Genomic DNA, 17,097 nt, shown 5'->3' with positions numbered 1-17,097 from the left:
AACATGAACCACTGCCTCCAGGAGCGCACGAAGCTCGGCGGGATCGGGGCAGCACATCATCTCTCCGCAGGATTGCGCCGGATCGAAAAGCCGATGCCATGGATCCCGCAAGAAGAGCGACCAGGCGCGTAACGCCTCTCGCGCCGCACCGGGCCAATATCGCTCGTGCTCCAGACGAGCGACCGCGATACGGCCTCGGAACGACAGGCCTGGAATCGCGGGAACTTCCGTGGCGGTCGCCCGCGAACGCAATGCGCCATCAGCGCGAATCTGAGCTGGACGCCTACGCGCCATGACCCTTTCGTGTGTTCGGCATAACGTCATCCTGCCATACAGTGTCGTCATGGGCGCGGCGTCGCACACGGCAGACGACGAATCTTCGCCCTGCCCCGCGTGCGGAGCCGGCCCCGAGCAGTCCACCGATCCAGAGCGCATGTGGACCAGCGTCTGCTACTGCGGGCATCCGAGGTTCTACGACTACAAGCACCGCGACGGCACTTGCCCATGCATCACGGGCCACTGAGATCAGCGCCATCGTCCCCGGCCGAGGGTGACCGGCCGAGGACGGGTGTGCGGGAGCGGTCCTGGGATTGTGCTTCGCCGGCACCGATCCGTACGGTATCGAAGCTCGGCGCCGAGGCGATGGGCGGGCTGGAACGTGACGCGGTTGGCGCCTTCCAGGTGATGGCCGATCCAGAAGGCAACGAGTTCTGCTTCGTCTCCGGTATCGCGTGAATAGCCCCATGAGCGGCCATGGATCGCCCCTGAGAAGGCAGCACATCTATGGGTTGGCAATTCCGATCCGCGCCTGGCGTCATGGTCATCGGTGTGGTGGTGGGTGTCGGTGAAGAACTCGCCGGTCGAGGCCCCGAAGGGGGACCGCGTCACCATTCGATGACGCCACCCAACCGGACACTTGCTCGTCTGCGAACGGGGTCCCGCCGGGTTCCGTTCGCAGGCGAGCGTGGCGATGGTGCTTAACCGCAGTGCTCGAAGGGACTGGTGTAAGAGCTACTGCCGATCGAGCCGCCCCACTTGACGCATTGTCCGGGGGCGGAGCGTGTGACAGGCCCCGCGTAGTAACTGAAACTGCCTGAGTTGGTCGTCCTGCTCGCCCCTTCCGGCTCCAGGAAGGCCGACATCGACGAGGCCGAGCCGACGTTCGTCGTCTTCAGCGTCACGACGCAGTTATTGCCGTTACCCGTGTTGTAGAGCAGGTACGTGCGACCACCGGTGAGAGCGGCCGAGTCGATGACCCCGTAACCGCTGCCGCAGACCTCTTCAGGGGTGTAGGGGTTGCCGCCGCTGCAGGCGTTGCTGCTCGTGATGGCTTTCTCCTGACCCAAGGACACGGTCACGCCCTCAACGGTGGGGCTGGTGTCCACCGCACCGGTGGAGGTCCGCTGCTCGTAATGCAGGTGCGGAGCGTCGCTGCCGCCCGTGGAGCCGACGGTCCCGATCGTGGTGCCCTGGCCGACGCTCATCGAGCCGCCGGCCGATCTCACCATGGTGGCGAGGTGGGCATAGCGGGTCCTGGTGCCGTCACCGTGACGTACCTCCACCCACTTGCCGTAGCTGGTGCTTCCCGCGTCGCTGAAGTAGGCGGTGCCCGAAGCGGTGGCACGTACGGTCTCGCCGTTGATGGCATCGCTGCCGCGAGTCTGCCAGTCGATGGAACCGGATGGGCTGTGGCCGGGGCTCCAGTTGTTGGCGTCGAAGGTCTTTCCGCAGTTGAACGGGCTCTTGTGGGATGCGAGGAGGCCGGCCTCCTGTGCCGAGGCGGCTTGGGGAAGTAGTGCTGCTGCGAGAGTGAATAACAGGGCGAGGCCGGCGGATTTGAGGGTCCGCCGGCTCGGCGTACCGGATGTGGGCATGCTCACCTCTCTAAACAGGCGGGTAAAGGAGGGATCTGATTGGTGCCCGTTTGATGTCGAATCGCCTGGTGGCAGATTGACGGCATGGTGATCGAATGGCGGGAAGGAGGGCCGTCTTCGGGGATGCTCCGACATCTCGCGCCGTCCAGCAGGGCGGGCTGATCAGGAACATAACTCCGAAAGTTCTTTTCATCAATCCCTGCTGACATGAAAGTTTGCGGCGCTCGGTTCGGCCAAGTCGAACCAGCCCGTCAAGATCTGAACGCCGCTCATGCCGGAAATTCCCGCCCCGGTCACGGTGGTGACGAGCCCGACGGAGAGTGTGACCGGGGCTAGGCTGCGGTTGTGACCGTTACATGGGAGAGCACGGCGAAGGGTGTGCTACGCCTGCCTTCAGGCCGGTTCGTCCGCGGCCGAGGGCTGAGGCACCCGCTTCCGCCGGGTCCGCAGCCCGAGTTCGCGCTCTACCTGCAGGGCCGCCAACCGCCTGTCGTCACCTGGGAGCATCGGTGGTTGCGCTGGCCGGACTTCTGGTTGCCGGCCGATCGCGAGGCGACCGCCGAGGCGCTGCGGGAGGCATGGGAGCGGGCCGCCGGCGAACGCGTCGAGGTCGCCTGCGGCGCCGGGCGCGGCCGCACCGGCACGGCCCTGGCCTGCCTCGCCGTCATCGACGGGCTGCCCGCCCACGAGGCGGTCGGCTACGTACGCGAGCACTACGACAGCCACGCCGTCGAGACGCCCTGGCAACGCCGCTTCGTCGCCCGCTTCCGATGAACCAGGGGCGATCTCAGCCCACGCGCACGTCGTCCACGACCTCGAGCACCCGTGACAGCTCCGCCGCCACCGCCTCCACCCCCGCGCCGGGGGCCAGTGCCCCACACAGATCCCGATACAACCGGCTACGCTCCGTTACCACGGTCCCAGTGTGGGCCGGAGCGTGCCGCACGGGCCAGCGAATTTCCGTGCACATCGCCAAGGGAACAAAGCACGATCGTGCCCCGGCGAGCTGGTGCAGGCCGCCGGCCCGTCCACCGAAGCCGATCCCGTGGGCGCCCAGGACCACGTTGTGTGGCACCGCTATTCGACGGGAATCTGGAAGGCGAGCAGGCCCATGCCGAGGGCGTCGATGACGCGGGGGCCGGCGCGGCGGTGGGCGACGTACGACACGGTGGCGTCAGCGGGTGCCGGCCGGTCCAGCGTCAGTACCAAGCCGCGGCCGCGTTTCCAGAGCACGGATTCCACGATGGTGCCCGGTACCCGGAAGTCCGCGGCGGCGCCGTCCTCGACGGTCAGCGGGTGGGTGAGCGGAGTTTCAGCAGCAGTTGGTGTGGGTTTTTGTCGATTCGATGGGCCGATCTGGGGTTCGGTGGTGCCGGACGCGGTGGTCCGTCGGGTCGTCTGCCGGCCCCCGCGGGTGGTCCGCAACTCGACCGCGGTGACGTCCGGGCCGAGTGCCACCCCGCGGATCGGCCACGCGTACCAGCTGGTAGCCCGCGGCCTCGGCGTCGCAGGACGTCGGCAGGGCGTCGGTGGTGATCGGTCCGGCGGCGGCGACGCCGGGGACGGTTGCGGCGGCGAAAGACAGGGCAGCGCATCCCACGGCTAACAGATGTCGTGGCATGGGCACTCCTCCATGGGCCGAGGTCGAGGTCAGTTGAGCGTCAGCCAGGTGCCGCGCAACGGCCGCTGCCCGACTCCGGGCTTCGTCCAGTCGCACACGCCCGACGGGAAGATCTCCAGCAGCCGACGGCGTTCGGCCGGGCTGAAGGTGACCGAGTAGCCGCTCACCGGACATCACCGGTCTTCCCATCGCTCGCCCGGCGGCACGATGGCGTTCATCGGCAGGTGGGCCGTGAGGCCGGGGATGCGGTTGGTGTTGCTGAAGCGCAGCAGGGTCAGCTCGGCGGTGCTCAGCGCGCGGTCGTAGACGCGGAACTCGTCCATGCTGCCGTGGAACCGGTCCGCCCCGTCCAGCCGCTGCCCCTGTTGCTGAGGCTGTTCGACCAGTTCTGGCTCGCCTTCCACGCCGCGGCGCCACCGCCGCGCAGTCGCACGCCGATGAACGCGTACCAGGGCCACGCCACCATCTTCGAGGCGATCCTCAGCGGCGATCCGGATCGGGCGCGTGCGGCGATCCAGGACCACTACATCGGCATCGAATCCAAGCTCACCGAGAACCCGCCCGCCGATATGTCGCCGGTCGAGACCAACACGGAGGCAGGCTGACAGGCGGCTCGCGCCGGCGGCGCCGGCGTCGCGGTCGGAGACGATCAGGACGGTGGTCGGCCGGCGCCTGGCTTCACCCGGGCGAAGCCGTGGGGCCGACGGCGTTGAAGCCCAGCCGGTTGCCGATCAGAGGGTTTCGTCGCCGTCCTGTAGAAGGAGACGAACCAGATGAGGGCGCCATGGCCTGTCGCGGCATTCACCGCGATATGCAGGTAATTGTCCGACGCTCCCAGACGTGACCGAATCTTGTTCCGCATCGAAGTTGACCCGGCGCGGCGGCGATCAGCGGGGAGCCGAACGCCGCCGCGAGGTGTTGTCGCGTCAGACGCGCTTCCACAGGGCGGCCACGTTCGGGGGCTCCCAGCCGGCGAGCGCCGTATGTGCCTGTAGGCACTCGTAGCTCAGCCCGTTGTACGTCGCTCTGTCCCCCACGTGGTAGACCGTGCCCGCGCGCCAGGTGCCGCCTGGCTGGGTGACGGTCGGGGCCGGAGGTCGTCACGGGCGACCAGCGACAACCCCAGCGCCAGGAACACCAGCGGGATCGCCGGAATCACATAACGCACGTCGAAGGCCGCGAGGAACGGCGGCGACACCATCAGCGCCAACGCCGCCAGACCGGGCAGCAGCACGTCCCACCGCCGCCGCACCAGCCCCGTCACCAGCGCGCCGGCCAGCACCAGCGTCAGCACGGGGAACGGCACGTAACCGAACCGCTGGTACGCCCGCAGCCACCCGGCGAACGGCTCCACGACCCGCGTGGCGGCCGGCCCGCCCTCGTAGGACTCCGCGACGTCCCGTACCGACTCGTTGAGCGGCCGCTCGGACGCCGGCAGCTTGTACGGCGTCTTCTCGTCCACAGCAGTCCGCTCCCACCGGAACAGCCCCGTGAGATCGGTCGCCACCGCCCCCAGGTAACCGCCGGGCTGGGCGAGGATCGCCGCCCTGCCGAACTCCCCGGCGAGCTGGTTGCGATTGGCCGGCCCCGGCACCTTGAGCAGCGGCGAGAAGCTCTCCCACAGCCAGTGCGGCGGGTAGGGGCGCTCGGCGACCGGCATCTGAGGGCAGAGCACGGCCAGCCGCTCGGGCGGTTTGATCACGTCGCAGTCGGCGAAGCTCATGGTCCTGGACCACAGGAAGTTGCCGTCGGCCTCGGTCAGCGCGAACTTCCCCTTCTCCACCTTCATCCACGTCGCGTATGCGCCGAGCGGGATCGCGCCCGCCACCAGCAGCGCCACCAGCGGGCGCCAGCCGTAGCGCCTGATCAGCAGGTAGGCGGCAGTCAGCAGCAGCAGCGGCAGGCCGACCGTCCTGGTGATCCCGGCCAGGCCGAGCAGCACCCCGCCGACGGCGGCAGTGGCAGGGGTGACGCGCCACACGATGAGAACGACCGCGGCCGTGACGAGCACGATGAAGATCGCGTCAGCCATGATCATGTGCTCGAGCAGCACGAGGAACTCGTCGTACAGCAGCGGGGTGACCAGCAGCGTGGCCCCCCAGCCAGGCAGGCCGCGCCGGCGTAGCAACGCGTAGACCGCGACAGCCAGCGCCAGCCCCAGCAGGTGCTGCAGGACCGTCACCAGCGTGAGGCTGTGCGCGGGGCGCAGCACCGCCAGCAGCAGGGAGTATCCCGAGGGCCTGGTCGTGCCGGGGGCCAGCTTCTCGCTCAGGAACGCGAACGAGTCGCCGTAGAAGAGCAGCGCCGGCGGGAAGCCCAGCACGGCGAGTACGCGCAGCCCGATCGCGGGCAGCATGGCGATGACCAGTGCGCGGTGAGCCAAGGGGGATCCGCTTCCTCGTGTGTCCGGGCCCCAACACCATAGCCCCGACCGCCCCCGCCCCGGTCATCGAGCACCCGAAGCCTGGGACGTGCCCCCTACTGTCCTGAGCAAGCGTCCGAGGTCGGTCCTGAGCACGCGTCCGAGGTCGGTCCTGAGCAAGCGTCCGAGGTGACCAGCCGCAGGACGGCCGCCGCCACCTCGGCCGCCGGCGCGCTCGCGTCCACCTCGAAGCTCGCGCCACGTCTCAGCAGCGGCTCCACCGCCTCCAGATCCTGTAGCACCATGGCCAGCTCGGCCGGATCCTTCCCGTACGGGTTGTTCGTCCTGGCTGCCAGCCGCGCCACGATGACCTCGGGCGGCGCGCTGAGCAGCACGACGTGGTCGAACTGTGGGTAGAACGCCACCTGGTTCCTCGTGGTGCCGCTGACGAAGAGCATGTCGGCGTCCTCAGTGGACAGCAGGTCCTGGATCCTGTCTTCGTCCCACAACCACTCCTCGGCGGTGGGATGCCAGACCGTCAGCCCGCCGTAGTCGGTGTCCACGGTCTTGTGGCCGCGCGCGGCCAGGTCGGCGAGGAGCGTGGACTTCCCGGTTCCGGACATCCCGGTGATGAGTACGCGTTTCATGACGGCAGGCCCATCGTCGTGGAGGCGGACAGTGGAGGCGGACAACCGTCTCCAGGATGGCCGAGGGTGGGCTTGTCGGAGGTGATTACCGAATGACATTCTGGAATTGCGCCCCGAGGCTCCCGGAGGATGCATGACAGATCACCCCAGCATCGACAAAGACGCCCTACGCCGGAAATATCGCGAAGAGCGGGACAAGCGGCTTCGCCCGGATGGCAACGACCAGTACCTCCGCCTCAGGGGAACGCTGGCCCGCTACCTCGACGACCCGTACACCCCGAGGACCGAACGCGAGCCCAGGACCGACCACGTCACCGTCGCGTTCATCGGCGGGGGGTTCGCCGGCCTCGTCACCGGCGCGCGACTGAAGGAGGCCGGGGTCGAGGACGTACGCGTCATCGAGAAGGGCGGCGACTTCGGCGGCACGTGGTACTGGAACAGGTACCCGGGAGCGCAGTGCGACACGGCGTCGCTCGTGTACATGCCGCTCCTGGAGGAGACCGGCCACATGCCCACCGAGAAGTACGCGCACGGCCCCGAGATCCTCGAACACTGCCGCCGCATCGGCAAGCACTACGACCTGTACGACAACGCGCTGTTCCACACGGAGGTCCAGAGCCTCGAATGGGACGAGCGCCGATCCCGGTGGCGCGTACGCACGGACCGGGGCGACGACTTCACCGCCCAGTTCGTCGCCATGGGCATCGGCCCGCTGCACGTGCCCAAACTCCCCGGCATCCCCGGCATCCAGTCGTTCGGCGGGCATTCGTTCCACACCAGCCGCTGGGACTACGCCTACACCGGCGGCGACCCGCTGGGCGCCCCCATGGACCGGCTGGCGGACAAGCGGGTGGCCGTCATCGGCACGGGCGCGACGGCCGTTCAGTGCGTGCCCCATCTGGCCCGGGCGTGCGGTCGCCTGTACGTGTTCCAGCGCACGCCGTCCTCGGTGGACGTACGGGACAACCGGCCGATCGACCCCGAGTGGTTCGCGAAGATCGCGACGCCCGGCTGGCAGCGGCGCTGGCTGGAGAACTTCACGGCCAACCAGGCGGGCGGCGCGGCCGAGGACGACCTGGTGATGGACGGCTGGACCGACATCTCCCGCCGGTACCGGGGGAGGATCCAGGAGCTCGACGAGCTCACACCGGAGACCATGCGGGCCGCGTTCGAGGACTCCGACTTCGAGAAGATGGAGGAGATCCGCGCCCGGGTCGACGCCGTCGTGAGAGACAGGGAGACCGCGCGGAAGCTCAAGGCCTGGTACCGCCAGCTGTGCAAGCGCCCGTGCTTCCACGACGAGTACCTCCAGGCGTTCAACACCCCGGGCACCCACCTCGTCGACACCGACGGCAAGGGCGTCGAGCGGATCACCCCGGACGGGGTCGTCGCCGCCGGCGAGGAGTACGAGGTCGACTGCGTCATCTACGCCTCCGGCTTCGAGGTCGGCACCGACTACACGCGCCGCGCCGGCTACGACCTGACGGGACGCGGCGGGGTCAGACTGTCGGACCACTGGGCCCAGGGCATGCGCAGCCTGCACGGCATCCACGTGCACGGCTTCCCGAACGCCTTCCTCGTCCAGCCAACCCAGGGCGCGAACCTCATCTCCAACATCCCCCACAACCTGACCGAGGCGGGCAGGACCATCGCGCTGATCGTCAAGTACGCGCTCGACCACGGCCACGAGGAGGTCGAGGTCACCAAGGAGGCCGAGGACGCCTGGGTGGAGCTGCTGCTGTCGGGCCCCGGCCCGCTGCTGGGCTCGCCGGACTGCACGCCGGGCTACTACAACAACGAGGGCCAGGACCTCGGCCTGCGCGGCCGGCTGAACGTCGGCTACCCGCACGGGGCGATGGCGTATTTCGGTTATCTCGAGCGGTGGCGTACATCGGACGCCTTCGATGGGCTCGAGTTCCGGAGCGCGAAGGCTTTGTACGATTAAAAGCCCGCAATTGCGGACCTCGTCGGAGTCTTCACGAAGACCGATGACTGATTCATCGTGCGATTACCATATCCGTCCCTTTATGCCGACGGAAACACCATTCGCCCCTACCTGGTGTCAAGCTGTCATCGCCCCCTCATGCGGTTCGAAGACCTCATGCGCCACTACGACGCCCCCTGTGACGTCGTACGCGAGCCCGGCCCCGGCGTCGGACGGTACACAAGAAATAGGCCGATAAATCCGAACTTGGGGCAGCCCGAGCGCCCGCTGGAAAGCCGTAGAATCCCTCCATGAGTCTTACGCGTGCCGAGCTCCACGAACTCGTGGACCGCCTGCCGGACGAAAAGGTCGGCCCATTGCTCCGCCTCGTCCAGTGCGAGTTGGGGGACCAGCCCATAGCCCGGGATCTGCCGTTCATCGGCATGCTGGCGGCCGAACCTGATTTCGCCGAACGCTCTGAAGAAATCTTGCACGCGGAGGACAATCGGTTTTTGTGATCGTCATTGATTCGGGGCCGCTGATCGCGGCGGTCAACCGTCAGGACAACCATCACGACGTCTGTGCCGCCTTCCTGCGGAGCTACCCCGGCCTGCTGCTCGTTCCCGCCACCGTGGTCGCCGAGGTCTGCAGGCTCGTCGAGAAGCGCGACGGCGGCCGCGCCGAGGCCGCCTTCCTCCGCTCGTTCCAGTCCGGTCTGGTATTGATCGACATCCTCCAGCACGACCTCGACCGCATCAGCGACCTCGTGGAGACCTACTCCGGCCTCGGCGCCGTCGACGCCTCTGTGATCGCGGTGACAGAACGCCTCGGCCTCACCCAGATCGCCACCCTCGACCGCCACCACTTCACCGCGGTGCACCCGCAGCACGCCGAGGCGTTCACGTTCCTGCCGTAGCCCCTGCCCTGGTGTGAAAGGTAGACCGAGCACTACTGCCGGTCCCTCCCCCCTGTGGATAACGTCGAAAGGTGCTCTACAGGACCGCGTTGGAGGCGATCACCCAGCGGCCGGTGCCGTTCCTCAGGTCGGTCTGGCCGTGGCGGTGCGTGGCGTACCTGCTGGCCGGTGCCGTGCCCGGCGTGGCCGTCGTGCTCACCGTCGTGCTCGCCACGCTCATCGGGCTCCCCATGGGCGTCGTGGCGGGGCTGCTCGTGCTGGTGGTTTCCATCCCGCCCATCGCCTGGTTCGAACGCCGCCGTCTGCGACTCGTCGACCCCGTCGACCTGCCCGACGTGCCGGACCGTCGCAGGCGCGAGGCGGCGGTGGCGATCATGACGGTGTTCGCGCTGTGGTGGATCGACCTGGTCATGGTCCTGCTCACCGTGGTCGGCCCGCCGATGCTGATCCTCACGCCGGTGCTCCAGCCTGAGGTGCTGCCGGGGATCGGCGTCCTGGCGGCCGTGATGGGCGTGCTGTTGCTGCCCGTGGCCGCGTACACCGTCACGGCCTGGGGCGGCGCGCGGGGAGCCATGGTCAGGGCGCTGCTCGCGCCCCAGAGCTCCGAGCTGAGCGAGGTGCTGCGGTCGCGGGCGCGGCTGGTGGACGCGTTCGAGATGGAGCGCCGCCGGATCGAGCGCGACCTGCACGACGGCGCCCAGCAGCGGCTGGTCTCCCTGTCGATGACGCTCGGCATGGCGAGGCTCGACCTGCCCGGCGACTCGGACACGGGCCGGCTGATCGGGCTGGCCCACGACGAGGCCAAGCAGGCGCTGGGCGAGCTGCGCGAGCTGATCAGGGGAGTGCACTCGCAGGTGCTCACCGACCGGGGGCTGGAGGCGGCCGTCCACGACGTGGCCGGCCGCTCGCCCGTGCCCGTCGACGTCGACTTCGAGCCGGTCGGCCGGTTGCCCGCCCCGGTGGAGGTCACCGCGTACTACGTGGTCAGCGAGGCCCTCACTAACCTGGCCAAGCACAGCCAGGCCACCAGGGGCTCCGTCACCGGCCGGGTCGAGCGCGGCACGCTGGTCGTGGAGGTGCGCGACGACGGCAAGGGCGGCGCCGACCCTGCCGAGGGCACCGGGCTCACCGGGCTGGCCGACCGGCTGGCCGTGGTGGACGGGAGACTGTCCCTGTCGAGCCCGGCAGGCGGGCCGACCCTGGTCCGAGTGGAGGTCCCGTGCGGGTAGCGATCAGCGAGGACGCCTGGGAGGTCCCGTGCGGGTAGCGATCAGCGAGGACGCCTGGGAGGTCCCGTGCGGGTAGCGATCAGCGAGGACGTCTGGGAGGTCTCGTGCGGGTAGTCATCGCCGAGGACGCCGTGCTGCTGCGGGAGGGCCTGGTGGGGTTGCTGGAGCGCTTCGGCCACACCGTGGTCGCCTCGGTCGGTGACGCGCCCGCCCTGCTCGCCGCCGTCCCCGAGCACCGCCCCGACGCCGTGGTGACCGACGTACGGATGCCGCCCGGCTTCACAGACGAGGGCCTGCGGGCCGCGCTGGAGCTGCGCGAGCGGCACCCTGAGCTGGCCGTGCTGGTGCTCAGCCAGTACGTCGAGCAGACGTACGCGGCCGAGCTGCTCGACTCCGGCGCCGGGGCCGGCATCGGCTACCTGCTGAAGGACCGGATCGGCGACGTACGCGAGTTCGTCGAGGCCCTCGACCGGGTGGCCGCCGGCGGCACGGTCGTCGACCCCGAGGTGGTGCGGCAGCTACTCCGGCGGCGGCGCGACCCGCTGGCCAGGCTCACCCCGCGCGAACAGGAGGTGCTCGGCCTGATCGCCGAGGGGCGCTCGAACGCGTCGATCGCCAAGGAGCTGTTCGTCACCGAGGCGGCCGTGGCCAAGCACATCGCCAACATCTTCACCAAGCTCGACCTCCCGCCGGCCGCCGACGGCCACCGGCGGGTGCTGGCGGTGCTGGCGTACCTGCGGGGCTGATCAGCTGACGCAGAACTCGTTGCCCTCGGGGTCGGCGAGAGTGACCCACCAGTTGGGCCCCTGGCGGCCGCGGTGCAGCTCCTTCGCCCCCTTGGCGGTCAGCCGCGCAACCTCCGCCTCGATGTTGCCCGCGCCGGTGCGGATGTCGAGGTGCGTGCGGTTCTTGACCGTCTTGGGCTCGGGTACGAGCTGGAACAGCACGCGAGGAGCGCGTTCGAGACCGTCGGGATGCCTGATGGCAGTGCCCGATTTCCACACCAGCGCGCCGTTGTGCATGGTCGTGTCGTCGTCCGTGGCGTACCCTTTCTCGATCATCTCGCGGATGAGCGCCTCGTCCTGCGGCTCCACCCGCCAGCCGAGCGCGTCCGCCCACCAGTCCGCCAGCGGATGCGGGTCGCCCGTGTCGATGACGACCTGGAAGTCATATGCCATGTATCGATCCTAGAAGTACGGCTCAAAAGTAGGATTCGTTGGCATGAACGAGCAATGGCAGGAGGTCGGCGAGCAGGTATTCGTTCGGCGTCATGAGTCCTTCGACATGAACACCGGGCTGATCGTGGGGGACGGGCACTGCCTGGTGCTCGACACGCGTACGTCCCACGAGGAAGCGGCGGACCTCGTCGCGGCGGTCAGGAGGATCACCGCCGCCCCGTGGACCGTCGTCAACAGCCATTCCCACTTCGACCACTACTTCGGCAACGCGATCTTCCGTCCCGCCGAGATCTGGGGCCACGTCAGGTGCGCCGAGGAGATCGAGCTGCACGGTGAGCTCCAGCGCGCGAACGTCATCGAGCGGTTGCCCGAGCGGCGCGCGGAGCTGGAGGAGGTCACGATCGTGCCCCCCGACCACACGTTCGCCGTCACCGCCGGTCTGGACGTCGGCGGCCGCATGGTGCATCTGCGGCACTTCGGGCTCGGACACAGCAGCAACGACGTCGTCGTACACGTTCCCGACGCCGGGGTGGTGTTCGCCGGGGACCTGATCGAGGAGGGCGCGCCGCCGGCGTTCAGCGACTCGTACCCGCTGGACTGGCCGGACACCGTGGCGGCGATGCTCATGGAGATGCCCGAGCCGGTGGTCGTGCCCGGCCACGGCGCGGTGGTCGACCGCGCCTACGCGCTGGCGCAGCAGGCTGACCTGGCGCTGGTGGCCGAGTTGGCCAAGCGCGCGCACGTCGAGGGCCTGCGCGACGTGATCAAGCTCTTCCCCTATCCGGAGAACGTCTCCCAGCAGGCCATCGCCCGCGCCTTCATGCAACTCGACGCCTGACTCCCTCTCGCGGACATCGACAGGTGACGTCGTCTCGGCCTATATTGCGTTTTGCAATATAGGAGGATGCATCATGGCGAGAGGCCACGACCTGGTCGGCCTGACCGTGCTGGCGCTGCTCTCCGTACGAGCCGCGCACCCGTACGAGCTGCACCGTTTCATCGTCGACACGCACAAGGACTACATCGCGGGCCTGCCGCGCAGCCTCTACCACGCGGTCGAGCGGCTGGCCAGGGACGAGTTGGTCGTGCCGGCCAAGACAGACCGCGCGGGCCGCAGGCCGGAGCGCACGGTCTACGAGATCACCGAAGAGGGCCGCAAGGAGCTGGCCACCAGGTTGCGGCGGCTGCTGGAGCAGCCCGACCCCGACCGGCGCACGCTGGTCGCGGGCCTCTCCCTGATCGGGTGCCTGCCGCCGGACGAGGCCCAGCGCGCGCTGCGCGGCCGGGCCGCCACGATCGAGGGCGTCCTGGCCGGGATGGACGCCCACCGGCGGGCCATGACGGACAGCGGCCTGCCGGAGATCCTGATGATCGAGGTCGAGTGCGAGCAGGCCCTTCACACGGCCGAGCTGGAGTGGATCAGAGGGCTGCTCGACCGCCTCGGCAAGGGAGAGCTCGAATGGATCGAGAAGGGAGCCTGGCCATGAGGAAGAAGCTCATCACCGAGGTCGCCGGAGTGATCGAGGCGTCCGTCGAGCAGGTGTGGGCCGCCCTGCTGGATGACAAGCCGGGGTACGAGATGAAGACGGAGATCGGCGAGCATACCGTCGCCTACCAGGGCGGCTGGTGGTATCGGGGCGAATGGTCGGTCACCGCCCACCCCGAGGGCGCCCTGCTCGTCCACCGCGTCTTCGACGTGGCCGACCGGATGACCTGGGGGGTGCCGCTGGCCAACAGGCTCTTCATCGGGTTCGCCAAGAGCACACGTGAGTCGTTCGCCGACGGCCTGACCCGGCTCGGCAACCGGTTGGGCTGCGCCACCCGACTCGCACGGACTTCGGATCTCCAAACGGGTTGAAGGCTTCGGATCCACAAGATGGCCAGATGAAGACGGTCATGATCACGCTCTGCGAACATTCCTTGCGGAGTGTCCCTTGCCACATTTCATTTTGAGCAAGGCGTAGAAATGCCGTCAAAGACCGACATTGAAGGATTCGCCAGGGAGTAAAGTGCACTCCGTATGGTTACGGGATGTGAGTTGCCAAATACGGCTTCTGAAATATTTGCGCAAGATATAGCTCACTGGTGTATAACTGTCCAACGCCCGCGTTTATGCGTGTTTGCGTGGCGCGGATCTTTCGTAAGCGGTCTCCAGAGAGGCACCCCCTTGAAGACGCTGTCCTTTCTCGCTGCGGGCTTCCTCGCAGCTTCGAGCATCGCCGTGACGGCTCAGGCCGCCGTCGCGGATCCGACCGAGAGCCCCACTGCTACGCCCGCTCCTGCGGCCACGGCGACCGAGGCCCCCGCCACTGTGCCGAGCGCGACGAACGCGGTGGAGTGTGGCAAGGTCACCCTGACCTTCAACAACCCGACCAAGTACGACCACACCTTCGACTACCGCGTGGACAACCAGCAGGCGAAGCGCGGGCCGATCTCCGGTGAGGTAATCAAGGAAGGCCCGTTCGCGGGCGAGAAGTTCAGCTCGCGCTACAACCCGGTCAAGGTCGTCGCCGGCAAGTCCAAGACGGTGGCCGTGCCGTTCCTGGCGCGGAGCGGCAACCACCGGGTGAGTTACTGGCTGCAGGTGGGCCCGGAGCAGAAGTGGTTCCTCGCCCCGGTCACGGTGTCGGTGAAGACCGCCTGCAAGACGGCCACCACGGCTCCGACGTTCAAGCAGCCGCGCTGCTCGGACAAGGACGCGCACATCGTCACCACGGCGACGCCGAATGTGCGCTACTACTACCAGACGGGCCTTCGCAAGGTCGCCCTCGCCGACGGTGACAACAAGGTCCGCGCGGGCTCCTCCGGCACAGTGGTCGCTGTGGCCACCAGCAGCGCGGCGATCCTTTCCGGCAAGAAGAGGTGGTCCATCAAGTTTGACAAGGCCCCGAGCACGTACACCTGCTCCTGACCCTTCTTCGACCGAGAAACCCCCGCCCTGCACCGCAAAGGCGGGGGTTTTTCTATTGTCCGTCTCTTCGCCTGAGGTGCCATTCACGTGATTCGGCTCGGGACGGCGTCCACGTGAATGGCTAATTTGTCGCCCGTCGCGGTAACAAGACGGGCAAGAACGCGACACGCGGACATTACGAGGATATGTGTCTTTGAGTCGATGAACCACTGCAGGGACAGCGTGCCGACCCCTCGCCGGCCGCTCACCGTCGGCCGGTCGCGAGCCTTCCGCGGTGGCCGGGGGACCCTTTCACGCGAGCAGGGGGAACCGAGCGACGAAGCCGCCGTCCGCGTACACGAGGGTGCCCTGGTGCAGGAGCGCGATGTCGCGCGCGATCGGCAGCCCGAGCCCGGCGCCGCCCGCGTCCCTGGCCCGGGCCTCGTCCAGCCTGGTGAACCGGTCGAACACCGCCTCGCGCTGCCCCACGGGGATCCCAGGGCCGTCGTCAAGCACCTCCAGCACGGCCTGGTCCCCCTCGGCCCGCACGCGGATTCGTACGGTGGACGCGGCGTGCCGTACCGCGTTGTCGGTCAGGTTGGTCACCAGGCGGTCGAGATGCGCGCGGGAGCCGTTCATCACCACGTCGGGCTGCACGTCCAGCTCCAGCCGCACCTCGGGCCGCCGCCTGGTCCGCAGGGACTCCTCGGCGGCCACCTGGCCCAGGTCCAGCTCGCCCGTGCGCAGCGGCTCGCCCGCGTCCAGCTTGGCCAGCATGAGCAGATCGGCCGCCAGGGACTGCAGGCGTTCGACGTCGGACAGGGCCTCGCGGGTGAGCTCGCTCGGCGGTGCCAGCTCCAGGCGGGCGCGCAGGGTGGCGATGGGGCTGCGCAACTCGTGGGCCGCGTCGGCGACGAACCGCTTGTGCCGCTCCACGGCGGTCTCCAGGCGGTCGAGCGTGCCGTTCACGGTGGTGGCCAGCGCCGCGACCTCGTCCTTGGACCGTGGTACGGGAACGCGCTGGTGCAGGTCCCTGGCGGTGATGTCGGCGACCTTGGCCCGGATCGCGGCCACGGGGGCGAGCGCGCGGCCCACCGAGAACCACGTCATCCCGGCCACCACGATCAGCACGCCTGGCACGCCTGGCAGCAGCGCCCCGTACAGCGTCCGCAGCGCGTCCTCGGCCCCCGCCAGGGAGACGCGCGACCACACCATGGCCGGGCCGTCGGCGGTGGTCACCTTGACCCCGGCGACGGCGTACTGGTGCGGCCGCGCCCACTCGGACGAGGCGGCCTCCTCCTTTGTCAGCATGACGTCGGGATCGGCGACCCCGGCCACGCCGCCCTGGCGCATGTACAGGTCGCCGTCCTTGCCGGAGATCTGGAGTAGTTTGGCGGGCTTCACCGTGGCGCTCAGACCCGGCTCGCCGTTCTCGCCGATCTTCAGAGTCTCCGCGTACGGCGCCACCGCCTCGGCCTTCTTGACCGCCTCCGCGCCCGCGTTGCCCTCCAGCGTGCCGCGCAGGGTCCCGACCAGCACCAGCGCCACGACGCCCAGGACCAGAGCCACCACCAGCGTCGCCGCAGCCGTCGCCCGCAACCGCACCGACGAGAGCCCGGCGGACACCCGCGCCCAGCTCACGCCGCCTCCAGAGGACAGCCCGGCGGACACCCGTCCCCGGCTCACGCCGCCTCCAGAGGACAGCCCGGCGAACAGCCGCTGCCAGTTCACGCCGCCTCCAACCGGTAGCCGGCCCCGCGCACCGTCATGAGCGTCGTACGGCCGAACGGCCCGTCGATCTTGCGGCGCAGGGCGCTGATGTAGACCTCGACGATGTTCGGGTCGCCGTCGTAGGAGAAGTCCCACGCCTGGGCCAGCAGTTCGCTCTTGGACACCACCTCCCCGGCCCGCCGGGCGAGCGCGTGCAGCACCGCGAACTCCTTCGGCGTCAGCCCGATCGCCACCTCACCCCGACGGCACCGCAGCCCGGCCGGGTCGATCACCAGGTCGCCGACGCTGATCGACACCGGCCGCTCACGCCCTCCCCGCCGAACCAGCGCGCGCAACCGGGCCAGCAGCACCACGTACGAGAACGGCTTGGCCAGGTAGTCGTCGGCCCCGTTGTCGAGCGCCTCGGCCTCGTCGTAGATGCCGTCCTTGGCGGTGAGCATCATGATCGGCGTCCAGTCGCCCGCCTTGCGCAGCCGGGAGCAGACCGCGTACCCGTTCATCCTGGGCAGCATCACGTCCAGGACGATCACGTCGTACGTGTTCTCGGTGGCCATCCACAACCCGTCGCGGCCGTCGTGCGCCACGTCCACCGCGAAACCCTCGCCCGCCAGCCCGCCCTTGACCAGGTCGGCCAGCCGCTCCTCGTCCTCCACCAGTAGCACTCGCACACCGACCAGAGTGCCGGAGCGCACCTAAAGCCAACCTGAAGATCATTTAGGGCCTCT

Annotated in this window: 23 protein-coding genes; 12 read left to right on the top strand and 11 right to left on the bottom strand. The window is 68.8% G+C overall.

Going from position 1 to position 17,097, the window contains the following annotated elements; genetic code table 11:
• The first annotated feature begins 570 nt into the window (after positions 1–570).
• Positions 571–735: a VOC family protein gene (locus ITP53_RS59110; protein ID WP_207755636.1), complete on the top strand. Its 165-nt coding sequence runs from the start codon at positions 571–573 to the stop codon at positions 733–735.
• 242 nt (positions 736–977) lie between these two features.
• On the opposite strand, the gene ITP53_RS07770 is transcribed toward ITP53_RS59110, so the two are convergent.
• Positions 978–1,874, bottom strand: coding sequence for a M23 family metallopeptidase (locus ITP53_RS07770; protein WP_195894619.1), 897 nt, complete (start codon positions 1,872–1,874; stop codon positions 978–980).
• 345 nt (positions 1,875–2,219) lie between these two features.
• Here ITP53_RS07770 and ITP53_RS07765 point away from each other — a divergent pair, with 345 nt between their 5' ends.
• Positions 2,220–2,648, top strand: a complete 429-nt coding sequence (locus tag ITP53_RS07765; protein ID WP_195894618.1) for a protein-tyrosine phosphatase family protein — start codon at positions 2,220–2,222, stop codon at positions 2,646–2,648.
• A gap of 13 nt (positions 2,649–2,661) precedes the next feature.
• Here ITP53_RS07765 and ITP53_RS59105 read toward each other — a convergent pair whose 3' ends face one another.
• From ITP53_RS59105 to ITP53_RS07750, 4 genes are all read right to left on the bottom strand, one after another.
• Complete coding sequence (locus tag ITP53_RS59105; RefSeq protein WP_268960974.1) at positions 2,662–2,790, bottom strand: hypothetical protein; 129 nt, start codon at positions 2,788–2,790, stop codon at positions 2,662–2,664.
• Between the two features lie 161 nt (positions 2,791–2,951).
• Positions 2,952–3,332, bottom strand: coding sequence for a hypothetical protein (locus tag ITP53_RS07760; RefSeq protein ID WP_195894617.1), 381 nt, complete (start codon positions 3,330–3,332; stop codon positions 2,952–2,954).
• A gap of 192 nt (positions 3,333–3,524) precedes the next feature.
• Positions 3,525–3,662, bottom strand: coding sequence for a DUF6351 family protein (locus ITP53_RS07755; RefSeq protein WP_195894616.1), 138 nt, complete (start codon positions 3,660–3,662; stop codon positions 3,525–3,527).
• A 6-nt stretch (positions 3,663–3,668) separates the two neighbouring features.
• Positions 3,669–3,818: a hypothetical protein gene (locus ITP53_RS07750; protein WP_195894615.1), complete on the bottom strand. Its 150-nt coding sequence runs from the start codon at positions 3,816–3,818 to the stop codon at positions 3,669–3,671.
• A gap of 6 nt (positions 3,819–3,824) precedes the next feature.
• Between ITP53_RS07750 and ITP53_RS07745 the strand changes: the two genes are divergently transcribed.
• Entirely contained in the window at positions 3,825–4,100 is a 276-nt protein-coding gene (locus ITP53_RS07745) for an FCD domain-containing protein (RefSeq protein WP_195894614.1), read from the top strand.
• A 321-nt stretch (positions 4,101–4,421) separates the two neighbouring features.
• Here the strand turns inward: ITP53_RS07745 and ITP53_RS60140 are convergent, their stop codons facing one another.
• From ITP53_RS60140 to ITP53_RS07735, 3 genes are all read right to left on the bottom strand, one after another.
• Entirely contained in the window at positions 4,422–4,532 is a 111-nt protein-coding gene (locus ITP53_RS60140) for a carbohydrate-binding protein (RefSeq protein WP_328814280.1), read from the bottom strand.
• A complete protein-coding gene (locus ITP53_RS07740; protein ID WP_195894613.1) occupies positions 4,502–5,878 on the bottom strand; it encodes a hypothetical protein in 1,377 nt (458 codons plus the stop codon). The genes ITP53_RS60140 and ITP53_RS07740 overlap by 31 nt, the downstream gene beginning before the upstream one ends.
• Before the next feature lie 95 nt (positions 5,879–5,973).
• The gene (locus tag ITP53_RS07735) at positions 5,974–6,504 is read right to left on the bottom strand and encodes an AAA family ATPase (RefSeq protein ID WP_195894612.1); all 531 of its coding nucleotides are present in this window, start codon (positions 6,502–6,504) and stop codon (positions 5,974–5,976) included.
• 133 nt (positions 6,505–6,637) lie between these two features.
• On the opposite strand from ITP53_RS07735, the gene ITP53_RS07730 reads away from it, so the two are divergent.
• From ITP53_RS07730 to ITP53_RS07710, 5 genes are all read left to right on the top strand, one after another.
• Positions 6,638–8,449, top strand: coding sequence for a flavin-containing monooxygenase (locus tag ITP53_RS07730; protein WP_195894611.1), 1,812 nt, complete (start codon positions 6,638–6,640; stop codon positions 8,447–8,449).
• A 290-nt stretch (positions 8,450–8,739) separates the two neighbouring features.
• Positions 8,740–8,946, top strand: coding sequence for a hypothetical protein (locus ITP53_RS07725; RefSeq protein ID WP_195894610.1), 207 nt, complete (start codon positions 8,740–8,742; stop codon positions 8,944–8,946).
• Positions 8,943–9,344 carry a type II toxin-antitoxin system VapC family toxin gene (locus ITP53_RS07720; RefSeq protein WP_195894609.1) on the top strand — a complete coding sequence of 134 codons (402 nt, stop codon included), beginning with the start codon at positions 8,943–8,945 and terminating at the stop codon, positions 9,342–9,344. Before ITP53_RS07725 ends, ITP53_RS07720 begins: the two co-directional genes overlap by 4 nt.
• Before the next feature lie 71 nt (positions 9,345–9,415).
• A complete protein-coding gene (locus ITP53_RS07715; protein ID WP_195894608.1) occupies positions 9,416–10,573 on the top strand; it encodes a sensor histidine kinase in 1,158 nt (385 codons plus the stop codon).
• A 104-nt stretch (positions 10,574–10,677) separates the two neighbouring features.
• Complete coding sequence (locus ITP53_RS07710; RefSeq protein ID WP_328814275.1) at positions 10,678–11,319, top strand: response regulator transcription factor; 642 nt, start codon at positions 10,678–10,680, stop codon at positions 11,317–11,319.
• Here the strand turns inward: ITP53_RS07710 and ITP53_RS07705 are convergent, their stop codons facing one another.
• A complete protein-coding gene (locus ITP53_RS07705) occupies positions 11,320–11,751 on the bottom strand; it encodes a VOC family protein (RefSeq protein ID WP_195894607.1) in 432 nt (143 codons plus the stop codon).
• Between the two features lie 43 nt (positions 11,752–11,794).
• Here ITP53_RS07705 and ITP53_RS07700 point away from each other — a divergent pair, with 43 nt between their 5' ends.
• The 4 genes from ITP53_RS07700 (at position 11,795) to ITP53_RS07685 (ending at position 14,662) form a co-directional block, all read left to right on the top strand.
• Complete coding sequence (locus tag ITP53_RS07700) at positions 11,795–12,589, top strand: MBL fold metallo-hydrolase (protein WP_195894606.1); 795 nt, start codon at positions 11,795–11,797, stop codon at positions 12,587–12,589.
• A 73-nt stretch (positions 12,590–12,662) separates the two neighbouring features.
• Positions 12,663–13,238 (top strand): PadR family transcriptional regulator, encoded by a 576-nt coding sequence (locus ITP53_RS07695; protein WP_195894605.1) that lies wholly within the window; start codon positions 12,663–12,665, stop codon positions 13,236–13,238.
• Positions 13,235–13,609 (top strand): hypothetical protein, encoded by a 375-nt coding sequence (locus tag ITP53_RS07690; RefSeq protein ID WP_195894604.1) that lies wholly within the window; start codon positions 13,235–13,237, stop codon positions 13,607–13,609. Before ITP53_RS07695 ends, ITP53_RS07690 begins: the two co-directional genes overlap by 4 nt.
• A 309-nt stretch (positions 13,610–13,918) precedes the next feature.
• A complete protein-coding gene (locus ITP53_RS07685; RefSeq protein ID WP_195894603.1) occupies positions 13,919–14,662 on the top strand; it encodes a hypothetical protein in 744 nt (247 codons plus the stop codon).
• 291 nt (positions 14,663–14,953) lie between these two features.
• Here the strand turns inward: ITP53_RS07685 and ITP53_RS07680 are convergent, their stop codons facing one another.
• The gene (locus ITP53_RS07680) at positions 14,954–16,372 is read right to left on the bottom strand and encodes a sensor histidine kinase (protein ID WP_328814271.1); all 1,419 of its coding nucleotides are present in this window, start codon (positions 16,370–16,372) and stop codon (positions 14,954–14,956) included.
• Positions 16,369–17,040: a response regulator transcription factor gene (locus ITP53_RS07675; RefSeq protein ID WP_195894602.1), complete on the bottom strand. Its 672-nt coding sequence runs from the start codon at positions 17,038–17,040 to the stop codon at positions 16,369–16,371. The genes ITP53_RS07680 and ITP53_RS07675 overlap by 4 nt, the downstream gene beginning before the upstream one ends.
• Positions 17,041–17,097: the final 57 nt, after the last annotated feature.

The sequence above is a fragment of the Nonomuraea cypriaca genome, from assembly GCF_015645445.1.
Taxonomy (GTDB): domain Bacteria; phylum Actinomycetota; class Actinomycetes; order Streptosporangiales; family Streptosporangiaceae; genus Nonomuraea; species Nonomuraea cypriaca.
The sequence above is the reverse complement of the archived record's forward strand: the minus strand, read 5'-3'. Positions and strand labels throughout refer to the sequence as shown.

What these genes read in the sequence shown, in the direction of transcription:
- ITP53_RS07770 (WP_195894619.1), bottom strand. Translation starts at nt 1,874, where the DNA reads ATGCCCACATCCGGTACGCCGAGCCGGCGGACCCTCAAATCCGCCGGC.
- ITP53_RS07750 (WP_195894615.1), bottom strand. Translation starts at nt 3,818, where the DNA reads ATGGACGAGTTCCGCGTCTACGACCGCGCGCTGAGCACCGCCGAGCTG.
- ITP53_RS07735 (WP_195894612.1), bottom strand. Translation starts at nt 6,504, where the DNA reads ATGAAACGCGTACTCATCACCGGGATGTCCGGAACCGGGAAGTCCACG.
- ITP53_RS07730 (WP_195894611.1), top strand. Translation starts at nt 6,638, where the DNA reads ATGACAGATCACCCCAGCATCGACAAAGACGCCCTACGCCGGAAATAT.
- ITP53_RS07725 (WP_195894610.1), top strand. Translation starts at nt 8,740, where the DNA reads ATGAGTCTTACGCGTGCCGAGCTCCACGAACTCGTGGACCGCCTGCCG.
- ITP53_RS07705 (WP_195894607.1), bottom strand. Translation starts at nt 11,751, where the DNA reads ATGGCATATGACTTCCAGGTCGTCATCGACACGGGCGACCCGCATCCG.
- ITP53_RS07700 (WP_195894606.1), top strand. Translation starts at nt 11,795, where the DNA reads ATGAACGAGCAATGGCAGGAGGTCGGCGAGCAGGTATTCGTTCGGCGT.
- ITP53_RS07695 (WP_195894605.1), top strand. Translation starts at nt 12,663, where the DNA reads ATGGCGAGAGGCCACGACCTGGTCGGCCTGACCGTGCTGGCGCTGCTC.
- ITP53_RS07690 (WP_195894604.1), top strand. Translation starts at nt 13,235, where the DNA reads ATGAGGAAGAAGCTCATCACCGAGGTCGCCGGAGTGATCGAGGCGTCC.